Source organism: Flexivirga oryzae (assembly GCF_014190805.1).
GTDB lineage: Bacteria > Actinomycetota > Actinomycetes > Actinomycetales > Dermatophilaceae > Flexivirga > Flexivirga oryzae.
In genome coordinates, this window is the sequence record NZ_JACHVQ010000001.1 from 2,687,040 (window position 1) to 2,709,184 (window position 22,145).

Sequence of the window (22,145 nt, forward strand, 5' to 3'; positions counted from 1 at the left end):
CTCACCTGCCCCTCAAGCCGGCCGCCGCCGCCAGCCAGTCGTCGACGTGGTCGGCCATGATGTCGGCACCCTTACGGCGGTAGGCGTGCCGGGCCCGGTCCGCGGCGGCCGTGGACGCCGCCTGGTCATCCAGGATGAGGTGGGTGACCGCTTGGTCGACCGCCTGCTCGGCCACCATGATCGGCATCGACATACCGGCGATCGCCGCACGTGCCTGCTCGACCCGCTGCAGCGCGAGCCGGGGGTTGCCGGTGGCGGCCAGCAACTGCGCGACCACCGAGTCACGCAACCCCGGGCTGTAGCCGTCGTCCTCCAGGGTCGGCGCCTCCAGATCACCGTCGAACACCTCGAGCGCCGCGTCCAGATCACCGATGCGCAACAGCAGCCGCACGATCCACAGCGTGTTGTCCAGTTGCACGATCGGCGCGAGCCGCGGGAGCGCTTCCTGCAACGCTTCGGCCGCAGGGCGGGCATCGCCGAAGCTGTAGAGCGCCATCGCCCAGCGGTCGGTCTCGCGGGCCAGATAGTCGGCCCCGCTGGACAGTTCCTTGACCTGGTCCCAGTCCGCTGTCGCGCCGGAACGGTCGCCCTGCATGGCGCGCAGCCACACCCGCAGGGGGAGCAGTTGCAGCACGCGTTCCCGTTGCGCACCACCGGATGCGATCGCGTTGTCGACGTCCTGCAGCACCTGTCCGACCGGTTCGTCGCTCCACATGGCGTATTCGACGCGGGCGAAGGTCAGCTTCCGACGGACCGGCCGGTCCTCCACCTGCGCGGCGAGTTCGGTCAGCCTGCTGACCTCGCCGAGCCCCTCGGTCATCCGGCCCGCGAGGCCGTACGCGATGACGCGAGCCCAGCCGACGTCGAGCGACACGGACGGAAGATCCTCGAATCCTGCTGTGTCGCCGACGAGTTCCGTGCTCACAGCGATGCCCTCGAGCGGCGTGGTCGCGGCCGTCTGCAACCGTCCCGCCAGCAGGATCCCTTCCCGGTGCACCAGCCACGCGGGCGACTCGTCGAGCTTCCTGTCGCAGCGTTGCACCACCTCCTCGACCTCGGCGAGGTTCATGTGGTCCGAGCGCATGAACGCGCGATGGGCGACGTCGTGCAGCCTGGGGTCACCGTCGGCGTACAACGGGATGAGGTCGAGGTATGCCGCTCGTGTGTCCGGCTCACCGCGCAGGTCCAGCTCCTCCGCCGCGTCGAACGACGCCACGGCGGCCCGGTCACGGACACTCGCCACGAGCGCGGTGTCCGACGAGACCGCGGCGATCTCGGCGTACGCCTTGCGGACGTGCTCGGCAATGGCCAGCCGCTGCGAACCGGCAAGCTTGTCAGCGTTTTCCGCCAGCCAGTCGGCTGCCCGAAGGTGCCGCTCCGAGCGGACCTGTCGGGCCTGCGTGCGGTAGGCGGTCTCCATCAGCATCGACTGCGCGAACTGGTAGCGGGTGAAGCCCGAGTTGTCCTGGTCGCCGATCTCCAGAATGTTCAGCTGCCGCAGCCGGCTGGCGACGTCGTTTCCGGTGTCCTTCGGGTCCGGGTTGGCGGTGCGGACCGGTCCGACCGCCTCGGCGTAGAACTCGCGGCCCAGGACCGACCCGACCTCACAGAACGCGCGTTCCATCGGCGTCAACCGGTCGAGAGTCGCCTCGAACAGGGTGTGCACCGACACGGGCAGCTCCTCCCCGTCGCACATCGAGTCGAGCAACACCTCGAAGACCTGGGGGTTGCCGTCGCTGCGCCGGATCAGCGCATCCAGAGCGGTGTCCGCGGAACGCCCGGACTCGGCTGCGGCTGATTCGATCTCAGTAACGCGATCGGCGGCGATCTCGCGCAGCTCGTCCGCGGACAGCGGGTCGACCGGTTCGACACGGGACTGCTGGCCGCCACCCCACATCGGGCGGCGCTCGAAGAGTTCGGGGCGGGTGGTGCAGATGGTCAGCACCGGGTAGGTCAGCAACGGCTCGATCAACTGCTCGATCAGGTCGAGCATCGGATCGCTCGCCCAGTGAATGTCCTTCCACCACACCGCGATCGGGCCATTGAGTGCGAGGCGTGAGAGCACTTTGCGGGCGGCCCAGACGATGTCCTCGGTCGAGGTGGTCTCCTCCGACCTGGCCGTGGCCGACTCCAGCCTCCGGATGATCGCCGTGGCGGTGCGCTCGGGGAACATCCCCTTCACCGTCTCGGTCCAGTCCTCGCCGACGGCGGACAACAGCTTGGCGAGCGGGCCGTAGTTGCCGTCGGTACCCAGCGGCTGCGCCGTCCCGCGCAGCACCCGCAGCCCGTCCCGGTCATCCACGAAATGCCCCACCAGCCGGTTCTTTCCGATCCCCGGCTCCCCGACATACGTCACGAACCAGCCCTGCCCGAGCCGATGGGACCGATCCGCGATGGCGGTCAGGTCACGCAGCTCCGCCTCCCGCCCGACGAACGGGCTGCGCCGGATCTCGCCGGGGCGCCGCTCGTGGTCGGCGACCTTGTAGACGTCCTGTGGTTCGGTCTTCCCGCGGTGGGTGATCGGCCCGACGAAGTCGAGCGACACCTTGGTGCCGACCAGATCCGCCACCGTGTCGCCGACGTACGTCTCCTCCGGCCCGGCGGCCGCCTCCAGGCGGGCCGCCACGTTGACCGCGTCGCCGGTGACCGAGAACTGGCCGTCGGGCTGATGGGTCACGAAGACCTCGCCGGAGTTCACCCCGACGCGCACCCGCAGCCGTTGGCCGAGCTGTGCCCGCATCCGGCCCGACAGCTCGTGCATAGCCGCGTGGATGTCCGTTGCCGCGCGCACCGCCCGCAGGGCGTCGTCCTCCCGGGTCGCAGGCACGCCGAAGACCGCCATGACCGCGTCACCGATGAACTTCTCCACGGTGCCGCCGTACTTCCACACGATGCGGGAGACGGCGTCGAAATAGCGTGCCAGGCCGGCACGCAGCGCCTCCGGGTCGAGTGACTCGCCCAGACTCGTCGACCCGACGATGTCGACGAACAGGATCACGACATGCTTGCGGACAGGGGCCTGCAGACCGCCCTGGGCCAGCGCCGCACCACAGTTCGGGCAGAACTTCGTCCCGGCCGGGGACTCGAATCCGCAACGCCAACAGGTGATCACGAGGCCATATTCTTCCAGTCGTCCGCACGCAGCTTGTCGGCGTTGCCGACCCACAGGTCGACCTGCGGCACCAGCGCCGCCGCGCCCTTGTCCGTCAGCGCCGCGCGCGCGAGATCCGCTGCGACCTGCGACGCGGCGTCATCGCCGAGCAGGCGCTCGACGATCGCGGTCATCGCGTGCATGAACGCCGCCTCGATCGGGCTCTCCTCGGGCCGGTCGACCTGCGCCGGGACGGTGATCTGGTGCAACGCCCCCACCCGGTCACCACGCAGCGCACACTGCACGGCGAGCATGTATGCCGTGTTCACGTCCTCCAGGAACGCCAGACCGGGCGGAAGCTCGACCGCGACGAGCTGGCGGCAGCACTCGACCGCGAAGTCCAGGTCGCCGTCGAAGATCGCGTCCCGTGCAGCCGAACCCAGCATGCTGGCAACGAAACTCGGCAGCTCGGTCTCGGCAGCGCGCTCCGCCCAGTAGCGGGCGGACTCCGCCGGCGACCCGTCCGCCAACAGCAACCGCGGGTAGTGCTGCAGGTCGTAGGCGCGCAGCCGGGCCGGCACGTCCTGTAGATCCGCCCGCAGTTGCGTCCACCACGAGCGTGCCTCATCCAGGTCCCCGCGCATGGACAACGCACCGGCCAGCACGGCGGTCGTGGTGCGCCAGATGTTGCGGTGCCCGGACACGAGGTCCTGCAGGGTGCGCGCCTGCGCGACGACGTCGTCGGTCGGGGTCGAGCCGGCATACGCGACCTGGAGGTCGAAATTGCGCCACATCCGCTCGCTGAACGCGAGTCCGTGCTCCCGTGTGCGGGCAACGCCGACCAGGCACAGCTCGTGGCACGTCGCCAGGTGACCGAGGTCGGCCTCCGCCTCGGCGAGGTAGATCGACACCAGGTCCACTGCATATGGATCCGCCTCGCTCGACGAGTCGAGGCGGGTCAGCAACCGCCGGCCCTCGGCACGGATCTCGTCCAGCGTCAGGTCCCCACCGCGCGCCGCGCCCCAGTGTCGGGTCGCCGTCCGGACCACCTGCCACACCGGGTCGGCAGCCATGGCCGCGTCCAGCCGGTCCAGCCAGCCGCTCCACTGCTTCAGGTCGGCGATGTCCGTGCGTTCCAGCACCACCACATGGGCCAGCTCGAAGTGCCGAGCATCTCCGGCGGGCAGCACGTCGAGCAACCGATCGATCGCACGCGCTGTGTCCGGATCGCCCCGCAACCGCATCGCCCGCAACGACTCGGTGGCAGCGTCCGCCGCCAGCGCCTGCAGCGTTCGGCGCTCGGTCAGCGATCCGTCGATCTCCTGCGACAGATCGAACGCCCGCTGCCGATGTGAGGCGATCAGGGACACGGCGTCGGCGCGCACCAGGTCCCGATGGGCGTCCACCCAGTCCGCGAGCACCGAATGCCGGGTGATGCGAGTACGTTTCGGCATCGTGCGGTAGGCGGTCTGCATGAAGACCGTTTGCGCGAAGCGATAACCACCGTCACCCGTCAGCTCGAAGACGTTGCGGTCGCGCAGCCGGTCGAGCACCGCTGCGGGCTCCGCGACGTCGGCGACGGCAGCCACCGGTTCACCCGGGAAGTGCCGGCCGTAGACCGCTGCGGTCTCCACCACCGCACGTTCGTCCGCACCCAGTCGGTCCAGCGCGGCCTCGTACAGCTGGGTGACCGAGGCCGGCAACGCGCCACCGGCCGCCGCGGACTGCGCCAGCAGCTGCACCACCTGGGGGTTGCCATCGGCCCGTTGCACCAGATCCTCGGCGGTGATGTTTGCGTCGCCCGCCTGCAGGGCGATGCGTTCGGCGGCCACCGCGAGCATCTCGTCGTAGTCGAGCGGTTCGACGTCCTCGACCCGCGCCTTGCGGCCGCCACCCCAGGACGCGTCGACCTCGAAGAGCTCGGGCCGGGCCAGGCAGATGGTCAACACCGGCAGGGTCCGGCAGGCCGCAGCGAGCCGGCCGATGAAGTCCAGCTGCGTGACCGTGCCCCAGTGCAGGTCGTCCCACACCGACGCCACCGGGGAGGTGTCGCAGATCGCGGCGAGAACGGCGCGGACGGCCCAGACGACGTCCTCGACGGACGTCGGGCTGTCCGAGAGACCGACCGCGGAGCGCAGCCGCTGCAGCACCGGCGCCGCGTCCTCGCCGAGCAGCTCCTCGACATACCCGTGCCAGTCGTCGGCGAGGCCGTCCAGCCACCGCCCGAGCGGTGCGAACGCCCCGGTGCTCATGGCGTCGCAACTGCCTGCGACCACGCGCAATCGCTCCTCCCGGCCCGCCAGGAACTGTCGGATCAGCCGGGACTTGCCGATGCCCGCGTCTCCGACATACGTCAGCAGCCACCCCTGCCGACGGGCCGCCGAGCGGTCCGCGACCGCGGCGAGATCGTCCAGCTCCGCCTGTCGGCCGACGAACGCCGGCTCGCGCACCTCCAGGACCCGATCCTGGTCGGTCGCAACCCGGAAAACATGCTGCGGCAACGATTTTCCCTTGTGCAGGATCTCGCCGACGTCGTCCAGGACGATGTCGGCGCGCACCAACTCGGCCACCGTGTCGCCGAGATACGTCTCGTCCTCGCCCGCGGCCGCTTCCAACCGCTGCGCCGTGTTGACCGCGTCGCCGGTCACCGAGAACTGCCCGTCCGGCTGATGGGTGACGAAGACCTCGCCGGAGTTCACGCCGATGCGCACGTGCAGCCCGACGCCGATCTCCTGCTCGAACCGGCCGGACAACTCGGCAACAGCTTCATGTATGCCGCCCGCGGCGCGAACCGCGCGGACCGCGTCGTCCTCGCGGGTGCTCGGCACTCCGAACACCGCCATCACCGCGTCCCCGATGAACTTCTCGACCGTGCCGCCGTGCGCCCAGATCACCCGTGACACGGCGTCGAAGTAGCGTGCCAGCCGCTGCCGCAGGGCCTCGGGGTCCGCGGACTCGCCGAGGGTGGTCGAGCCGACGATGTCGCAGAAGAGGATCACCACGTGCTTGCGCACCGGCGCCTGCAGACCGCCCTGGGTGACAGCCGCACCGCACGAGGCGCAGAAGCGTGCGCCGTCCGGCAGATCGGCACCACACCGCGCGCACGTTCTCACATCAGCCATCTTGCCCGGTGGGTCAACCTGTTACCGGCTGGTGGTTGCCCATGGCGCGCAGTTTGTCGGCGTTGCCGACCCACGTGTCGACCTGGTCGCGCAGCGCGACCGCACCCTTGGCGTCGAAGGCGGCCTTGGCGGCGCCGGCCGCCGCGCGAGACGCGGCCTCGTCGCCGAGGAGGTGCTCGACGATCGCGGTGATGACCTGGAGGTAGCCGGCGACCGCGAGGCTCTCCTCGGGGCGATCGATGCTGCCCCCGATCGCGATCTGCTCGACAGCGGCTGCCCGGTCGCCGGCGAGCGCGTGCTCGACGGCGGACGTGAACGCCCGCGTATTTGCATGTACTGCGCGCAGTGATTCCGGCAGCTCGATCGCCACCGCGTCGGCGACATGGCGCCGGGAGGCCGGTAGGTCGCCGGCGAACAGAGCCCACTGTGCTGCCGATCCCAGCAGGGACACGGCGTAACCGTTGCCGCTGGCGAGCACTGTCTCCGCAGCGACCCGCCGGCCCAGCTTCGCGGCGTAGTCGGCGGCTTCGGCCATTCTGCCCTCTGCCGCGAGTGTCTGGTGGAAGTGCTGCAGGTCGTAGACCGTCTCCTTGCGGTCCGCACCCTCGAAGGTGCGCTGGTGCGCCGACCATTGGCGCCGACTCTCCTCGAACCGCCCCCGGCAGGCGAACGCCACTGCCAGCACGGCGGTCGTCGTACCCCACAGTCCACGCTGGCCGGAGACAACCACTTGCAACCGTTGTGCGTCCGCGACCACCGTCGCCAGTGGGGTGGTGCCGCTGTAGGAGATCTGCAGGTCGAAGTTGAGCCAGACCCGCTGCGGTACCTGCCGTCCGGCGTCGGCGGCTGCGCGGGTGCGCTCGACGCACAGGTCATGGCACGCCTGCAGGTTGCCCAGATCCGCATCGGCCTGCCCGAGACAGACCGCCGCGAGTTCGGTCGCGAACGAATCGACGCGGCCCATGGCGGTCAGCCGGTCGATCATGCCGGACGCGTCATCGCGGGCCTGCGTGAAGGTGAGCCCCCCGGTGCGCATCTCGATGAGGTGCCGTGGGGCCATGCGGACCACTTGCCAGGTCGCGTCCTGCGCCATGGCGATGTCGAGTTGGTCCAGCCAGGAGCGCCAGCGTTCGGCCAACGCGCCGCTGTTGCGCGCCAGGATCGCAGCGTAGGCGACCTCCAGGTGCCGTTCGTCGCCGCGCGGCAGGGTCGCCAGGGCCGTGTCGATGGCCTCCGGCAGCGAGGGGTCCCCACGAAGTTGCACGGACACCAGCTGCTCCATCGCCGCGTCGGCGGCCTCTTCCTGCAGGACCTGCAGCTCGGCCGCGGGACCATCGATCTCCCGCAACAATTCGAAGGCCCGCACCCGGTGCGACGCGACGAGTGCGGCAGTGTCGGCGGCTACCTCCTCGCGGTGCTGCGCGATCCATTCGGCGAGTGCTGAATGCCGAGTGATCCGAGTGCGTTTCGGCATCGTGCGGTAGGCGGTCTGCATGAAGACGGCCTGCGAGAAGCGGTAGTCCTCACCGGCCACTTCGAGCACGTTGCGAGCACGCAACCGGTCGACGACGGCCGCCGCATCAGCAAGGTCCGCGATCGCTCCGACCGGGGCCAGCGGGAACCGCCGTCCGAAGACGGCACCGGCCTCCACGAGCGACCGCTCGTCGGTCGCGAGCCGATCGAGCGCCGCTTCGTAGAGCTGGGTGACCGAGGCGGGCAGGGCCTCGCCCGCCGCGGCCGACTGCGCGAGCAGCTGCGCGACCTGCGGATTGCCGTCCGCCCGGGTGACGAGATCTTCCGCGACGATGTCGATGTCGCCGTCCTGCAACGCGATCCGTTCGGCCGCGATGGCCAGCACGTCCTCGTCGTCGAGTGGCACGACGTCCTCGACACGGGACTTGCGTCCGCCGCCCCAGCCGGGCTTGAGGTCAAAGAGCTCCGGGCGCGCCAGACAGATCGTGAGCACCGGCAGATTGCGGCAGGCGGCGGCCAGCTGGGCGACGAAGTCGAGCTGGGCGTCGGTCGCCCAGTGCAGGTCGTCCCACACCGACGCCACCGGTGACGTCTCGCACAGCGCGCCGAGCAGCGTGTGCGCCGCCCAGACGACGTCCTCCACCGAGGTCTGGACATCGGACAGACCCACCGCGGAGCGCAGTCGCTGCAGCACCGGTGCCGCGGCGTCGCCGAGCAGCTGCTCGGCATACGACTCCCACTCACCGTCGAGGTTGTGCAGCCAGCTCGCCAACGGTGCGAAGGCAGCAGTGCTCATCGCGTCGGCGGCACCCACGACGACGCGAAGCCCGCCGTCGCTGCCCGCGGCGAACTGACGGATCAGCCGGGATTTGCCGATGCCGGCGTCGCCGACATACGTCAGCAACCAGCCCTCCCTGCGCGCCGCGGCTCGCTCGAGCAGCGCCGTGAGGTCGGCCAACTCGGCTGACCGGCCGACGAAAGCGGGCTCGCGCACCTCACGCGCCCGGTCCTGGTCGGCGGCGACCCGGAACACCTGCTGCGGCACCGTTTTGCCCTTGTGCAGGATCGCGCCGACGTCGTCGAGCACGATCGTGTCGCGGACCAGCTCGGCGACGGTGTCACCGACATACGTCTCGTCCGTGCCGGCCGCGGCCTCCAGCCGCTGGGCGGTGTTGACGGCGTCTCCGGTGACGGAGAACTGCCCGTCCGGCTGGTGGGTGACGAAGACCTCGCCGGAGTTGACGCCGATCCGGACGTGCAGACCGGACAGCTGCGCAACCGCCTGATGTATGCCGCCCGCGGCACGCACCGCACGGACGGCGTCGTCCTCACGCGTGTCGGGCACCCCGAAGACCGCCATCACGGCGTCGCCGATGAACTTCTCGACCGTGCCGCCGTGCTCCCAGATGACCTTGGAAACGGCGTCGAAGTAGCGTGCGAGACGCTCGCGCAACGCCTCCGGGTCAGCGCCTTCGCCGAGCGACGTCGAGCCGACGATGTCGCAGAACAGGATCACCACGTGCTTGCGCACCGGCGCCTGCAGACCGCCCTGGGCCACGGCAGCGCCGCAGGACGAACAGAAGCGCACCCCCTCCGCCAGCTCGGCCCCACATCGAGCGCATGTCGTCACGGGAGGCGAATCTACCGTCAGCGGCCGACAGGTACCGGAAAGGTGACGGTGCGGTGATTTCCGGCGGCGACGGCGGCGCTGCGCTGCTAGGTTGGCTCAGTTACCGGACTGGTGTCATTTCTGAAGGGGTTCCTCCATGGCAAGCGCGCAGCTGAAGCAGATCCTCGCGGGCATCGACCTGTTCGCGGGTCTGAGCCCGGCCGCCATCTCGCAGATCGCCGAGAGCGGCTCGACCTTCCGCAGCGGACCCGGCTCCAACGTCATCACCGAGGGCGCGAAGGAGAGCGGACTGCGGGTGGTGCTGTCCGGCTCGGCCGACGTCATCGTCGGAGGCGAGCAGCGCGGCCAGATCGGTGTCGGCGACTACGTCGGCGAGTTGTCGATGATCGACGGCGCACCCCGCTCGGCCACCATCACCGCCGGTCCGGAAGGTGTCGAGACGTTCGCACTGTCACCGATGGCGTTCATGCCGCTGGTCCGCGGCGACGCGGAGATCGCCACCGCCCTGCTCAAGACGCTGGTCGCGCGGCTGCGCAAGGTCGAGGCGGCCGCGCACAACTGAGCTCGCGAGGGACGCCCGACGAGGAGCGGCGCGAAAAGACTCAGTGACATTGAATGAACGGGCGGGAGCTTGCTCCCGCCCGTTCATTCAATGCGCGAAGTGCCGGGTGCCAGTGAAGTACATCGTGATGCCGGCGTCCTTCGCGGCGTCGATCACCTGCTGATCACGCAGCGAACCACCCGGCGCGACAACGGCTTTCACGCCTGCATCGATCAGCACCTGCAGCCCGTCGGCGAACGGGAAGAACGCGTCGGACGCTGCGACCGCGCCGCGCGCCCGCTCCTCACCGGCCCGGTCGACCGCGAGGTGGCAGGAGTCGACACGGTTGACCTGACCCATCCCGACACCGACGGACGCACCGCCGGAGGCCAGCAGGATCGCGTTGGATTTCACGGCGCGGATCGCCCGCCAGGCGAACTGCAGGTCCGCCAGCGTCGCGTCGTCCGCCGCCTCCCCCGACACCAGACGCCAGTTGGCTGCGTCGTCGCCGCCGGTGACGTTGCCGTCCTCGTCCGTGACCACGGCATCCACCTTGTCGATGCGCTGCATCAGCATGCCGCCGCTGATCGAGCGGATCTCGACCGGGTCACGCTGCTGCGCGTCCTGCGACGACAGCTTCAGCAGCCGGATCGCCTTGCGCTTGCTCAGGATGTCGACGACGCCGGGCTCGAAGTCGGGGGCGACCACGACCTCGGTGAAGATGTCCTTGACGGTCTCGGCCATCTCGACCGTCACCGGGCGGTTGGTGGCGATCACGCCGCCGAAGGCCGACATCGGGTCGCACGCGTGCGCCTTGCGGTGCGCGTCCGCGATGTCCGAACCCACTGCGATGCCACAGGGATTCGCGTGCTTGATGACCGCGACGGTCGGCTGGTCGCCGTGGTCGTATGCCGCCCGCACGGCCGCGTCGGCATCCACGTAGTTGTTGTACGACATTGCCTTGCCGAAGAGTTGCTCGGCCGACGCGATGCCCGGGCGCCAGTGCCGGTAGAGCGCGGCGCCCTGGTGCGGGTTCTCGCCGTACCGGAGGTCCTGCGCCTTGTCGAAGGTCGCACCCGACCAGTTCGGGAAGCCGGTGCCGTCGCTGGTGTCGACATACACGTTGCTCAGCCAGTTGGCGACCGTGTTGTCGTAGTCGGCGGTGTGCTGGAAAGCCTTGGCTGCCAGCAGCTTCCGCTCCTCCAGGGTGAAGCCTCCGGCGGCGACCGCCTCGAGCGTGGCAGCGTAGCTGTCGGGAGAGGTGACGATCGCGACGCTCGGGTGGTTCTTGGCCGCCGCGCGCACCATCGACGGCCCACCGATGTCGATCTGCTCGATGCACTCGTCCGGGGTGGCCCCGGAGGCGACGGTCGCGCGGAACGGGTAGAGGTTGGACACGACCAGCTCGAACGGTGCAACACCCAGGTCGTCGAGCTGCGAGAGGTGCTTCGGGACGCGCGTGTCCGCGAGGATGCCGGCGTGCACCTTCGGGTGCAGGGTCTTGACGCGGCCGTCGAGGCACTCGGGGAAACCGGTCAGGTCCTCGACCTTGGTCACCGGGATGCCGAGGCCGTCGATCAGGGCGGCGGAGCCACCGGTGGAGACGAGTTCGACGCCGGCCTCGTGCAGACCACGGGCCAGGTCTTCCAGACCGGTCTTGTCGTAGACGGAGATGAGTGCGCGCTGGATGGGGCGGCGGTCTTGCGGCTCGGACATGACTCTCCTCGCGAGGGTGGTCGAATCGATGCGCGCACCCAGGCGGGCGATGCACGCGACTCCACTCCCTGGTGGTTACCCCACCTGCGCCAGTCGTGTGGGATCAGGATAGCTGGTCTCGCTACACCCTCCCCCGCTGCGCTCCCCCGGGCACTCGACCCGCAGGATGCGCGATCCGCACGCGGCGGCCGTCCACCGAGAAGCCGTCACGCGCCATCCGGCCGACGTAGTCGACCAGTTGCGGACGTTCGACGGCCTTGATGCGCTCGGTCAGCGACTCGACCGTGTCGTCGTCCTCGACCGGCACCGCGCACTGCGCGACGATCGCGCCGGTGTCGACACCCGCGTCGACCACGAAAAGCGTTGCGCCGGCGAGCTTCACGCCATACTCCAGCGCATCGCGCGGGCCGTGTATGCCGGGAAAGCTCGGCAGCAGCGCGTTGTGACTGTTGAGGTAGCGCCCGCCGAACTCGGCCAGGAACCGCTCCCCCACGATCTTCAGGAAACCCGCCGACACCACCAGCGCGGGCTCGTATGCCGCCACCTGCTCGGTCAGCGCGGCGTCCCAGGCTGCGCGGTCGTCGTAGTCCTTGACGCGGCAGACGAAGGTCGGCACACCGGCACGCTCCGCCCGGGCAAGGCCTTCGATGTTCGGCCGGTCGGCGCCGACCGCAGCGATGCGCACGCCGTACGCCGGATCCTGCGCGGCGTCGAGCAACGCCTGGAGCAGGGTCCCCGATCCGGAGACGAGCACGACCACGGGCACCGGCTGAGAGTCGACCACGGGCCGCAGAGTAGCGCAGTCACCCCGAACCCCGGTTATGCACATCGCGCGCCATGCCGCGCGATGCGTCTAACGCCGTGACCGGAGCGTGTCGTACATCCGGCGGACCTGCAGCAGGAATTCCTGTGGCGCCAGCCGCAGGCCGATCACCGGTATCCGCAACACCCGCTCACCCGCGACGACCCGCTCGTTCTGCCGCAGCGCATCGTCGACGGGGTTGAGTGCGAGCGTGTGATGACCGCCGTCGATCTCGACCACCAGGCCGACGTCGTCCCACCGGACGTCGAGATAGACGCGGCCGTTCGGCCCTGTGCACACCGCCTGCCGAGTGGGTTCGGGCAGCCCGGCACCGCGGGCCATCCGGGCGAAGTCGAGCTCGCCGAGGGAGTGTGCACCGTCGGTGACATCGGCGATGACCGCAGCCAGGAACGCCCGGCGTGGCGACCGCGTCACTCCCCGCCAGGCCAGCGCGAGCCGTGCCGCGGTCGTCATCCGCTGCTGCATCGGCAGGCAGATGAGCAGCGCCGCCTGCCGATCACTCACCGCCCACTGCGCGGCGTGGATCGTCGCCACCTCCACCACAACCCTGGGGATCCCTGCCCCCAACGCCGGATCCGGCTCTCGCACCGTGTGCAACGTGACACCGTCGACGCGGTGATACCGGTTCCTGGCCGGCAGCGAGACGTCGATGGTGCGCACGGTGAAGCCGCGCAAGCCGTGCGCGACGAGCGCAGCCGCCCCATCGAGACGAGCACCCGATCCGCTCTCCCACAAGGCGCGCCACCATGACGCCGGCTGACCGAGGTCCGGTGAACCGATCGCCACCGTGTGCCGGCCCACCTTGAACCACCGGCCGGCGGCGACCTCATTGCGTATGGCGTCCCGCCCGATGCCGTGGTGCGCCAGGGCAACCCGGTGCACGACGCCACCGTGCTCCGCGGCCAGCTCGGCCGCCGTGATGCGCCGGTCTGCGCCATACCGCAGCGGCATTCCGACCACGACATGTGCCGTCGATCGTCGCTGCGTCATGGGCACGATGCTGGCCGATCCACCGGATCGGCGCTTTCGTGCTGTGGATAACGCGCTACGCGTCGCTCGCGATGGACAGAACGCGCGCCATACCGCGCGATGTGCATAACCGGGGCCGCGCGGACCCCCGGCGTCCCGTCAGCGGCGCAGCGCCCGCTTCCAGTGCAGGAACAGCGTCGCGACGAGCGCGCCGAGCAGCAGTTCCACCACCAGCAACGGCACGATCAGCAACGACGGGCCGATGTAGTCCAGCGAGCCACCGCTGACGCCGGCGGTCGACAGCCAGCTCAGCACCAGCACGATCAGCGCGGTGAGTCCGGCGGCCTGGGCCGCGGTCACGACCTTCGTCTTCAGCGATGCGTAGGTCGTCAGGTTGCTCAGTGCGCGATGGCCCACGAAACAGCCCAGCAGCACCGGCAGCAGCGGCGCGAGGTTGGTGCCGGTGGGCAGCGGTCCGGCGCCCGGCACCGCACCCAGCACGGGGATCATCGGCAGCACGCCGCCGTGGACCGAGGTGCTGCCGACGCTGACCGCGCCCAGTTGCACCGAGGCGCCGGTGGCCCAGCCGCCCGCCCAGAGCGCGAGGTTGGGCAACGCCGCCAGTTGGCCGACCCACAGCACGACCCCGCCGAGGATGCCCGGCTGGAGCTGCCCGTTGAGCTCCCCGACCTGCGAAGCGTGTGTCACCGCCAGCACGAGCACGATCACGGCGCCGATCCCCAGATAGCCGAGCACGCCCTGCGTGGCGGGGCGCAACGCGCGGCGCGTCGACAGCGAAAGATGGTCATCGACGAACGTCTTGGCCTGTTCGGCGACCGGTTCGTCACTGCGCAGCAGCGCCCACGCACAGCCCGCGGCGCCGACCACGATCGCGCCGGGCAGCACCGTCACCAGGTTGGGGTGGGCCGGGCCGCTCAACGCGAGGCCGGTGATGACCAGGCCCGCCACGACATACCCCAGGATGTATGACGAGGGCCCCTCCCACCACGCACCGGATCGCCCGGACAGGTGGGTGAGCATCGCCTTGGCCGCCATCCGGGCGAACACCACAGCGAGCGCGGTGAGCACCAGCGGCGCAAAGGTGACCGAGTGCGACGCACCTGCGGCGACCGCGACGTGGCCGCGGTGCGCGAGCGCCCAGCCGTCCCCGCTGAAGCTCAGGGCATCGGTCCACGACGTGGTGCTGTGCGGATCGGCGGCCCACGCCGCCATCACCGGCACGATCAGCACCAGGCCGAGCGTGATCGCCCCGACCGCTCCGTACCCGGCAGCGATCGCGAGCTGCAGCCAGTCGCGGGGCTCTCGGGAGGTCGCCGGAGTGGGCAGGGTGCTGCGGGCGCGATCCAGGAGGCTCATGTTGCCTGCCATGGTCGCCGCCCACCGCACGCACGTCGCGCAGGCACGCCGTTGATCCCCAGAATGCGAGCCACGACACCGGGCCGACCCCACGCCACCGGGTACTGTCACGGGGCATGGACCCGTGGCTGGCCGGCGTGATCGCTGGCTGCGTCGCGGCGCCGGTGGCGGTGTTGCTGCGGACCCGGCTGCGCACCGAGCGGCACCGCCGCGACGACGAGGCGGACACGCCCACCCGCAGCCACGCCTGGCTGCTGGTCGCGCTACCGGTGACGGCCCTTCTCGTCGGACATGCACTCACCGACACCCACAGCGCCGGCGTCGCGGTCGCCTACTGCTGCAGCCTGCCGGTCCTGGCCGCGCTCGCCGCGATCGACCTGGACGTTCACCGGCTCCCGGACGCGCTCACCCTCCCGCTCGTGCCGCTCGCGATCCTCATCGCGGCGGTCTGCAGCGCCGTCACCGGCGAGTGGTTCCCCCTGCTGCGTGCGGTGCTCGCCGGGGTGTGCCTGCCGGCGGCATACCTCGTGATGGTGCTGGCGTCGCCGGGCGGCGCAGGCCTCGGCCTCGGCGACGTCAAGCTCGCGGCCGGCCTGGGTGTGCTGCTGGGCCGGCTGTCCTGGTCCGCGGTGCTCGCGGGCACGGTGAGTGGCTTCGTCCTCGGTGGGCTCTGGGCGGCCGGGCTGCTGCTCAGCCGCCGGGCGACGCGGCACTCGCACATCGCGTTCGGCCCGTTCATGATCGGTGGCGCGATCGTCGCGCTGCTCGGCGGTGGTTGACCCCTGGCCCCGGTCCCGACGACCGACAGGAGCACACACGCACCGAGCGGAGTACACGATCCGCTGGATCGTGTACTCCGCTCGGTCAGGTAGTGCTCCCCTCGATCAGGAGAGGTTCTTCAGGATCTCCCGCATCAGCTCCGCGGTCTCGGACGGCGTCTTGCCGACCTTCACGCCGGCGGCCTCGAGAGCTTCCTTCTTCGCGGCTGCGGTGCCGGACGAGCCGGACACGATGGCGCCCGCGTGGCCCATGGTCTTGCCCTCCGGCGCGGTGAAGCCGGCGACGTACCCGACGACGGGCTTGGTCACGTGCTCCTTGATGTATGCCGCGGCACGCTCCTCCGCGTCGCCACCGATCTCGCCGATCATCACGATGGCCTTGGTGTCGGGGTCGGCCTCGAACGCCTCGAGGGCGTCGATGTGCGTGGTGCCGATGACCGGGTCACCGCCGATGCCGATGGCCGTGGTGAAGCCGAAGTCCCGCAGTTCGTACATCATCTGGTAGGTCAGCGTGCCGGACTTGGAGACCAGTCCGATCGGGCCCTTGCCGGCGATGGTGTGCGGCGTGATGCCGGCCAGCGACTCCTCCGGGGTGATGATGCCGGGACAGTTGGGGCCGATGATCCGGGTCTGCTTACCGACCGAATAGTTGTAGAACTCGGCGGCGTCCTTCACCGGGATGCCCTCGGTGATGACGACCAGCAGCGGGATCTCGGCGTCGATGGCCTCGATGGCCGCGTCCTTGGCGAACTTCGGCGGCACGAACGCGACCGAGACATTCGCGCCGGTGGCCTCCATGGCCTCCTTGACCGTGCCGAAGACGGGCAGCTCCTTGCCGCCGATCTCCGCGGTCGTGCCCGCCTTGCGTGCGTTGACACCGCCGACGATGTTGGAGCCGGCGTCGAGCATCAGCGCGGTGTGCTTGGAGCCCATGCCGCCCGTCATACCCTGCACGATGATCTTGCTGTCAGCGTTCAAAAAGATTGACATTCTTGAAGATTCCTTTGTCGTATGCCGTCAGCGGATCACTTGGACGCGAGCTCGGCAGCGCGTGCCGCGGCGCCATCCATCGTGTCGACCTGGGTCACCAGCGGGTGGTTCAGCTCGTTGAGGATGGCGCGGCCCTGCTCGACGCTGTTGCCGTCGAGGCGCACGACCAGCGGCTTGGTCGCGTTGTCGCCGAGGATCTCCAAGGCACCCTTGATGCCGTTGGCGACCTCGTCGCACGCGGTGATGCCGCCGAAGACGTTGACGAAGACCGACTTCACCTGCTCGTCGCCCAGGATCACGTCCAGACCGTCGGCCATGACCTGCGCGTTGGCGCCGCCGCCGATGTCCAGGAAGTTGGCCGGCTTCACGTCATACTGCTCGCCGGCGTAGGCGACGACGTCGAGGGTGGACATGACCAGGCCCGCGCCGTTGCCGATGATGCCGACCTGGCCGTCCAGCTTGACGTAGTTGAGGCCCTTCTCCTTGGCCTTCGCCTCCAGCGGGTCGGCGGCGGACTTGTCCTCCAGCGCCGCGTGGTCGGGGTGGCGGAAGTCGGCGTTGGCGTCCAGCGTGACCTTGCCGTCGAGGGCGACGATGTCGCCGGCACCGGTCTGCACCAGCGGGTTGACCTCGACCAGGGTGGCGTCCTCGTCGCGGTAGACCTCCCACAGCTTCTCCAGCACCGGGGCGATCTTCGCGCCGAGCTCGGCGTCGAAACCGGCGGCGTCGACGATCTCCTTCGCCTTGGCCGCGTCGATGCCCACGTTGGGGTCGACGGCGACACGCGCGAGGGCGTCGGGGCGCTCGACCGCGAGCTGCTCGATCTCCATGCCGCCCTCCTTGCTGCACATCGCCAGGTAGGTGCGGTTGGCCCGGTCGAGCAGGACGGAGAAGTAGTACTCCTCCTTGATGTCCGCGCCCTGGGCGATCATCACGGTGCCGACGGTGTGGCCCTTGATGTCCATGCCGAGGATCTGGCCCGCGAGGTCGCGTGCCTCCTCCGCCGACTTGGCGACCTTGACGCCGCCGGCCTTGCCGCGGCCACCGGTCTTGACCTGTGCCTTGACGACGGTGACGCCGCCGGACCGTGCACCGATCTCGGCCGCGGCCTGCTCGGCCTCCTCCGGGGTGGTTGCCGTCTTGCCGGCCAGCACCGGCACTCCGTGCGCTTCGAACATGTCGCGCGCCTGGTATTCGAAAAGATCCACGCGGAATCCGTCCTCGTCCCGGGAGTCGTCCCCGCGGGCCGACCGAGGTCGCACATGCTGCCGGCCGGTCGAGCGGAGCAGGCCCCCTCCTGTCGTTTCGTGATGAACTTCTGAAGGGTTGAAGGCCACCGTGAGCCGCCGGGGCGGCGTGTCCGAGACCTCGTTGTCCAGATCGGATGCTAGTGCTACGTGCCGGTCCCGCACAGGTTGGGTCCAGGTCTACCCGTCAGTAGGTGACCGAACTCACGCGGTTCAACTCAGCCGGCGGGTCATCGGCACCCGTCCGCGCGTCGCGAGCGCGGCGAGCGCCGCCGCGAGCAGTGGTACCCCGATGGCCACCACGAGCAGTTCGAGCCAGGGTATGGCGGTCACGGCGTGCCGGGCGTTCGGGTTACTGACGATCGTGACCGGGTGGCTGACGGCGAACCCGGCGACCAGGCCGACGATCAGGCCGAGCAGTGCGCCGAACAGGCCGATGAGCGCCGCGTTGGCCCCGGCGATCCTGCGGCGCAGCGACGCGGGAGCGCCGAGCGACGCGAGCGTGGCCGTGTCCGCCCGCGACTCGGCGTTCGACAACGCGGTCGAGGTGAGTGTCGCGACCAGCACGAGCAGTCCGAAGACGCCGCCGATGAGGAGGTAGACCCAGCGGCCCGTCGCGGGGTAACCGCGCTCGACATACAGGTAGCTGTCGTTGTTCAGCCGCTCCTCGATGGCGCGCTGCGCGGACTGCGAGATGCCGCCGGGTGCGCGGACCAGGATCGACCGGACGAAGTCGCCACCGGGGATCCGGCGGGCCGCCTCCGTCGACACCAGAGCGGGGGCTTCGACGGTCGCGCCGTAACTCGAGTAGGCGTCCGGCTTCGGCGGCATGATGCTGAACACCCCTTGGGCCGAGGCCTGCACCGGGAGCGTGACCGCCCCGCTGACCACGAACCGTTTGCCGTCCTTGTGCCCTGCGACGATCCGCATCGAGGACTGCTTCGCCCCGGCGGGCAGCAGCACGCGGCCGCTGCGCAGCGCCGCGACGTCACGGTCGCTGAGCCGGAAGATGCGGGCGGCCTGCTCCGGTGTCGCGGCGAGCAGGCCCGCCTCGGTCAGGTCCACCGACGGTTTGCACGAATCGGTGCTGGTTCCGCGGAAGCTCAGCTTCAGTGCCTGGGCGTCACGACAACCGCCGGTGTATGCCGCGAAGACCTTCCCGGACTCGGTCGGATCCATCCCGGACGCGCCGACGGCGTGCAACGTCACGACGGTCGCGTCGGGTATCGCGTGCCGCACCACCGAGAGCGCGGACGCCGCGTCCGCCTTCCCGCCCATGAGGGACACCACGCCCTGACCGGCCGGCAGGGACGGCTGGTAGGCGTCCCTGGATGCGTCCTCCGAGCTGGCCAGCCCGATCAGCAACGTGGTGAGCGCGGCGACGGTCGCCAGGATCGCGCCCGTCGTGGCGACGGCGCGGCCGCGCTGCCGCCCGACGTCCCGCGCCGCGATCCGCCAGGCGAGCGGCAGGTGTTGTGACAACGCGCCGAGGCGGGTCAGCAACCAGGGCGCGGTCATCAACGTGCCGGCGAACAAGGCGACGGCGCCGAGCACCAGCAGGGCGGTGAGCGCCGGCGGCGTCTGGGCCGCGCGTGCCCCGGTGCGCACGAAGGCCGCGATCACGATGACGCCGCCCGCCGCGGCGATGGCGACACCGAGAAGCGGCCAGCCGAAGTGCACCCGCTTCATCGAGACGTGTCCGCGCAGGACCGCGATGAGGTTGACACGGGACGCGGCGACGGCGGGGAGGAAGGCGGCGATCAGGGCAGCGGCGACCGCGATGGCGAAGAGCAGGACTCCCCAACCCCACCGCAGGTCCAGTGGTCCGGGCGCTGCCATCGTCGGCACCCAGTGACCGACCGCCGCGGCGAGTGCGCCGCCGACCAGGGCGCCGGCGATGATCAGCACGAACGCCGAGCAGACCCCCAGCAGGACGGCCTGCGCGAACACGAACTGTCGCAGTTGCCGCTTGCCGGCTCCGTTGCTCGCCAGTTGGGCGAGCTCCCGGCGGTGCCGTGCGCCGCTGGATGCGAACGCCGGTCCGGCGAGCAGCGCGATGATCACGACGAGCCCGGTGCCGAGCAGCACCCAGATCGTCCCGGGCACGCCGCTGCCGTAGTCCAGACCGTCGGCCTCGGGGTGGGCCTTCGCCTCCGCGGGATGGTCGATCACCTGTCGGCTGTCCACCAGCAGGCCGTAGCGGTTCAGCTGCTCGACCTCGGCCCACCGGACCGGGGTGCTCCGCTGCAGGATCCAGGTGCCGGCCCGTCCCCTGGGCAACGCCACCAGGTCCTCGGCGTTCGGGGTGTCGGCGCGCCCGACGACGGTCACGTCGCGCGTGTGGCCGTTGCCGTCGTCCAGGGTGAGCGTGCCGCTGGTGGGGAGCCCGTGCGCGGCGCCGGACCGCGAGACCAGCACCTGGCTCTCGGACGTTGGCCAGTGCCCGCTGGTCAGGCGCGTCATACCGTCGTATGCCGTGCGGCGTCCGTCGATGCCGAGCACATTGGCGCCGATGGCACGGTCCCCGATCCGCACCCGAACGCGCGCATCGGTCACCGGCAGCACGGTGCCACCGGTGACCCGCTGGACGTCGGCAGCACCCGGATGTGCAGGTTTCCCAGGGAAATACAGCGGTTTCGCCACCCCGGGGCCATCCCCTGTCCCGCCGGTCTGACCGTCGGCGGACTGCTGCACGACCTGGCCGGGGTCGGACATGAAGCTCAGCAGCGCCTGGCCGTCGCCCATGGTGCGGGTGATGCCCTCGCGAGCGTTGACGTCGACAGTGAAGCCGAACGTCGCACCCCCGGCGACCAGGAACAGCGGCAGCCCGATGAGCAGTGCCACCAGGACCGCTCGGCCCTTGTGTGCGCGCAGGTCGCGGGCGGCGAGTCGCAGTGAGACCCGCCAGCCCCCGACATACCCTGCGACGCCTCCTGATCGCCGCAGGCGCGCGTCCGACACGGACTCCCCCGAGGTGTCCATGTCAGACCTCCTGGTGGAGCAGCGACTCGGGAGTGGCGGCATCGCCCGTCGTGTCGACGATCACGCCGTCACGCAGGAAGATCACCCGGTCCGCCCAGGCCGCGTGACGCGACTCGTGCGTCACCAACAGCCCTGCGGCGCCGTCGTCGCACTGGTCACGCAGGGTGCGCAGCACTGCTTCACCCGTCGTGGAGTCCAGTGCTCCGGTCGGTTCGTCGGCGAGCACGAGCCGTCGCTCGCCGACGAGCGCGCGGGCGATCGCGGTGCGCTGCTGTTGTCCACCGGACAGGTGCTCGGGGAATCGGTCGGCGAGCTCGAGGATGCCGACCCTCCCCAGCGCGTCGCGTGCCGCCGCGCGTGCCTTGCGGAGGCTGACACCGTCCAATTCCATGGGCAGAGAGACGTTTTCGATCGCAGTGAGCGACGGGATCAGGTTGAGGTCCTGGAAGACGAAGCCCATGGTGCGGCGGCGCAACCGGTCCAGACCGGGGCGTGACAGTGATGCGAGGTCGACACCCTCGATCGACACCGTGCCGGCAGTCGGCGTGTCCAGCCCGCCGGCCACATTGAGCAGCGTGGACTTGCCGGAGCCGCTCGGCCCCATGACGGCCACCAGTTCACCGGGGCTGACGGTGAGGCTCACTCCACGCAACGCGTGCACCGCGGTCTCGCCGCTGCCGTGGGTGCGCTCGACGGCCCGCAGGACGAGGGTCGGCTGCTGCGTCGTGCCGGCGCTCATCATCGTGACACCTCCTCACGCGGTCCAGCGTTCCCCGGGGTGGCGACGCGCGCCGTCCGCGAGGCTTTCGCCCGGGTAGGGGTGACGCGCGCGATCCTCGCTTCCACGTGGTCCAGCCAGCGCACCTCGGCCTCGTCGGCGAAGATCAGCGACTCCAGCACCAGCTCCCAGGCGAGGTCGTCACCGTCGGCGCCGCGCTTGAGCCGGGTCAGGTCCCGCAGGTGGGTCATGGTCGCGGTCCGCTGGGTCTGCACGATGCGTTGCACGTCGACTCCGGGCAGGGTGACCGCGAGCGCCAGCTTGATCGCGAGCTCGTTGCGCGGCGTCTGCTCGCGGGCGACCGGCACGGTCCACCATTGCTGCACCTCCGAGCGTCCCGCGTCGGTCAGCCGGTAGGCGATGCGACCCTCCTCGTCGGCGGCGCCGGCGCTCTCCACGAGTCCGTCCCGCTCGAGCCGGCCGAGCGTCGTGTAGACCTGGCCGACATTGAGCGGCCAGGTCCCACCGGTGCGTTGCTCGAACTCCTGGCGCAGCTGGGCGCCATACATCGGACCGCCCTGCAGCAGCGCCAGCAGGCTGTGCTTGATCGACATGCAACCCTCCCCGACAGGTATACCCGGTATGTACCCTGGTGAGGTCCATGTATACCCGGTATATCCGGCGGGC

Annotated in this window: 14 protein-coding genes and 1 riboswitch; of the genes, 2 read left to right on the forward strand and 12 right to left on the reverse strand. The window is 70.2% G+C overall.

The genetic code is table 11. The annotated features are described in order from the left end of the window. Window position 1 precedes the first annotated feature (1 nt). From FHU39_RS12685 to FHU39_RS12695, 3 genes are read right to left on the reverse strand one after another with little or no spacing between them, the layout of a single operon-like run. The gene (locus tag FHU39_RS12685) at window positions 2-3,112 is read right to left on the reverse strand and encodes an adenylate/guanylate cyclase domain-containing protein (RefSeq protein WP_183320721.1); all 3,111 of its coding nucleotides are present in this window, start codon (window positions 3,110-3,112) and stop codon (window positions 2-4) included. Continuing rightward, window positions 3,109-6,204 (reverse strand): adenylate/guanylate cyclase domain-containing protein, encoded by a 3,096-nt coding sequence (locus FHU39_RS12690; protein ID WP_183320722.1) that lies wholly within the window; start codon window positions 6,202-6,204, stop codon window positions 3,109-3,111. The genes FHU39_RS12685 and FHU39_RS12690 overlap by 4 nt, the downstream gene beginning before the upstream one ends. A 22-nt stretch (window positions 6,205-6,226) precedes the next feature. Then, window positions 6,227-9,316, reverse strand: a complete 3,090-nt coding sequence (locus FHU39_RS12695) for an adenylate/guanylate cyclase domain-containing protein (protein ID WP_183320723.1) — start codon at window positions 9,314-9,316, stop codon at window positions 6,227-6,229. A 136-nt stretch (window positions 9,317-9,452) separates the two neighbouring features. Between FHU39_RS12695 and FHU39_RS12700 the strand changes: the two genes are divergently transcribed. Next, window positions 9,453-9,878: a cyclic nucleotide-binding domain-containing protein gene (locus tag FHU39_RS12700; RefSeq protein ID WP_183320724.1), complete on the forward strand. Its 426-nt coding sequence runs from the start codon at window positions 9,453-9,455 to the stop codon at window positions 9,876-9,878. An 87-nt stretch (window positions 9,879-9,965) separates the two neighbouring features. On the opposite strand, the gene purH is transcribed toward FHU39_RS12700, so the two are convergent. The 4 genes from purH to FHU39_RS12720 all read right to left on the reverse strand — a co-directional run bounded on the left by purH (window position 9,966) and on the right by FHU39_RS12720 (window position 14,742). Beyond that, window positions 9,966-11,573, reverse strand: a complete 1,608-nt coding sequence (gene purH, locus FHU39_RS12705) for a bifunctional phosphoribosylaminoimidazolecarboxamide formyltransferase/IMP cyclohydrolase (protein WP_183320725.1) — start codon at window positions 11,571-11,573, stop codon at window positions 9,966-9,968. Between the two features lie 29 nt (window positions 11,574-11,602). Continuing rightward, a riboswitch (ZMP/ZTP riboswitch) is annotated at window positions 11,603-11,680 on the reverse strand. Window positions 11,681-11,694: 14 nt separating this feature from the next. Beyond that, window positions 11,695-12,357 carry a phosphoribosylglycinamide formyltransferase gene (purN, locus tag FHU39_RS12710; RefSeq protein WP_343065856.1) on the reverse strand — a complete coding sequence of 221 codons (663 nt, stop codon included), beginning with the start codon at window positions 12,355-12,357 and terminating at the stop codon, window positions 11,695-11,697. 69 nt (window positions 12,358-12,426) lie between these two features. Further along, the gene (locus tag FHU39_RS12715) at window positions 12,427-13,386 is read right to left on the reverse strand and encodes an endonuclease domain-containing protein (protein ID WP_246336220.1); all 960 of its coding nucleotides are present in this window, start codon (window positions 13,384-13,386) and stop codon (window positions 12,427-12,429) included. Window positions 13,387-13,524: 138 nt separating this feature from the next. After that, window positions 13,525-14,742 carry a cell division protein PerM gene (locus FHU39_RS12720; protein WP_183320727.1) on the reverse strand — a complete coding sequence of 406 codons (1,218 nt, stop codon included), beginning with the start codon at window positions 14,740-14,742 and terminating at the stop codon, window positions 13,525-13,527. Window positions 14,743-14,858: 116 nt separating this feature from the next. On the opposite strand from FHU39_RS12720, the gene FHU39_RS12725 reads away from it, so the two are divergent. Then, a complete protein-coding gene (locus FHU39_RS12725; RefSeq protein ID WP_183320728.1) occupies window positions 14,859-15,521 on the forward strand; it encodes a prepilin peptidase in 663 nt (220 codons plus the stop codon). Between the two features lie 105 nt (window positions 15,522-15,626). On the opposite strand, the gene sucD is transcribed toward FHU39_RS12725, so the two are convergent. From sucD to FHU39_RS12750, 5 genes are all read right to left on the reverse strand, one after another. Then, a complete protein-coding gene (sucD, locus tag FHU39_RS12730; RefSeq protein WP_183320729.1) occupies window positions 15,627-16,511 on the reverse strand; it encodes a succinate--CoA ligase subunit alpha in 885 nt (294 codons plus the stop codon). Between the two features lie 35 nt (window positions 16,512-16,546). Next, window positions 16,547-17,719, reverse strand: coding sequence for an ADP-forming succinate--CoA ligase subunit beta (sucC, locus tag FHU39_RS12735; RefSeq protein WP_183320730.1), 1,173 nt, complete (start codon window positions 17,717-17,719; stop codon window positions 16,547-16,549). A 252-nt stretch (window positions 17,720-17,971) separates the two neighbouring features. Next, window positions 17,972-20,740, reverse strand: coding sequence for an FtsX-like permease family protein (locus FHU39_RS12740; RefSeq protein ID WP_183320731.1), 2,769 nt, complete (start codon window positions 20,738-20,740; stop codon window positions 17,972-17,974). A 1-nt stretch (window position 20,741) separates the two neighbouring features. Next, window positions 20,742-21,482, reverse strand: a complete 741-nt coding sequence (locus FHU39_RS12745) for an ABC transporter ATP-binding protein (protein ID WP_425484779.1) — start codon at window positions 21,480-21,482, stop codon at window positions 20,742-20,744. Next, window positions 21,479-22,072: a PadR family transcriptional regulator gene (locus FHU39_RS12750; RefSeq protein ID WP_183320732.1), complete on the reverse strand. Its 594-nt coding sequence runs from the start codon at window positions 22,070-22,072 to the stop codon at window positions 21,479-21,481. The genes FHU39_RS12745 and FHU39_RS12750 overlap by 4 nt, the downstream gene beginning before the upstream one ends. Window positions 22,073-22,145 lie beyond the last annotated feature (73 nt).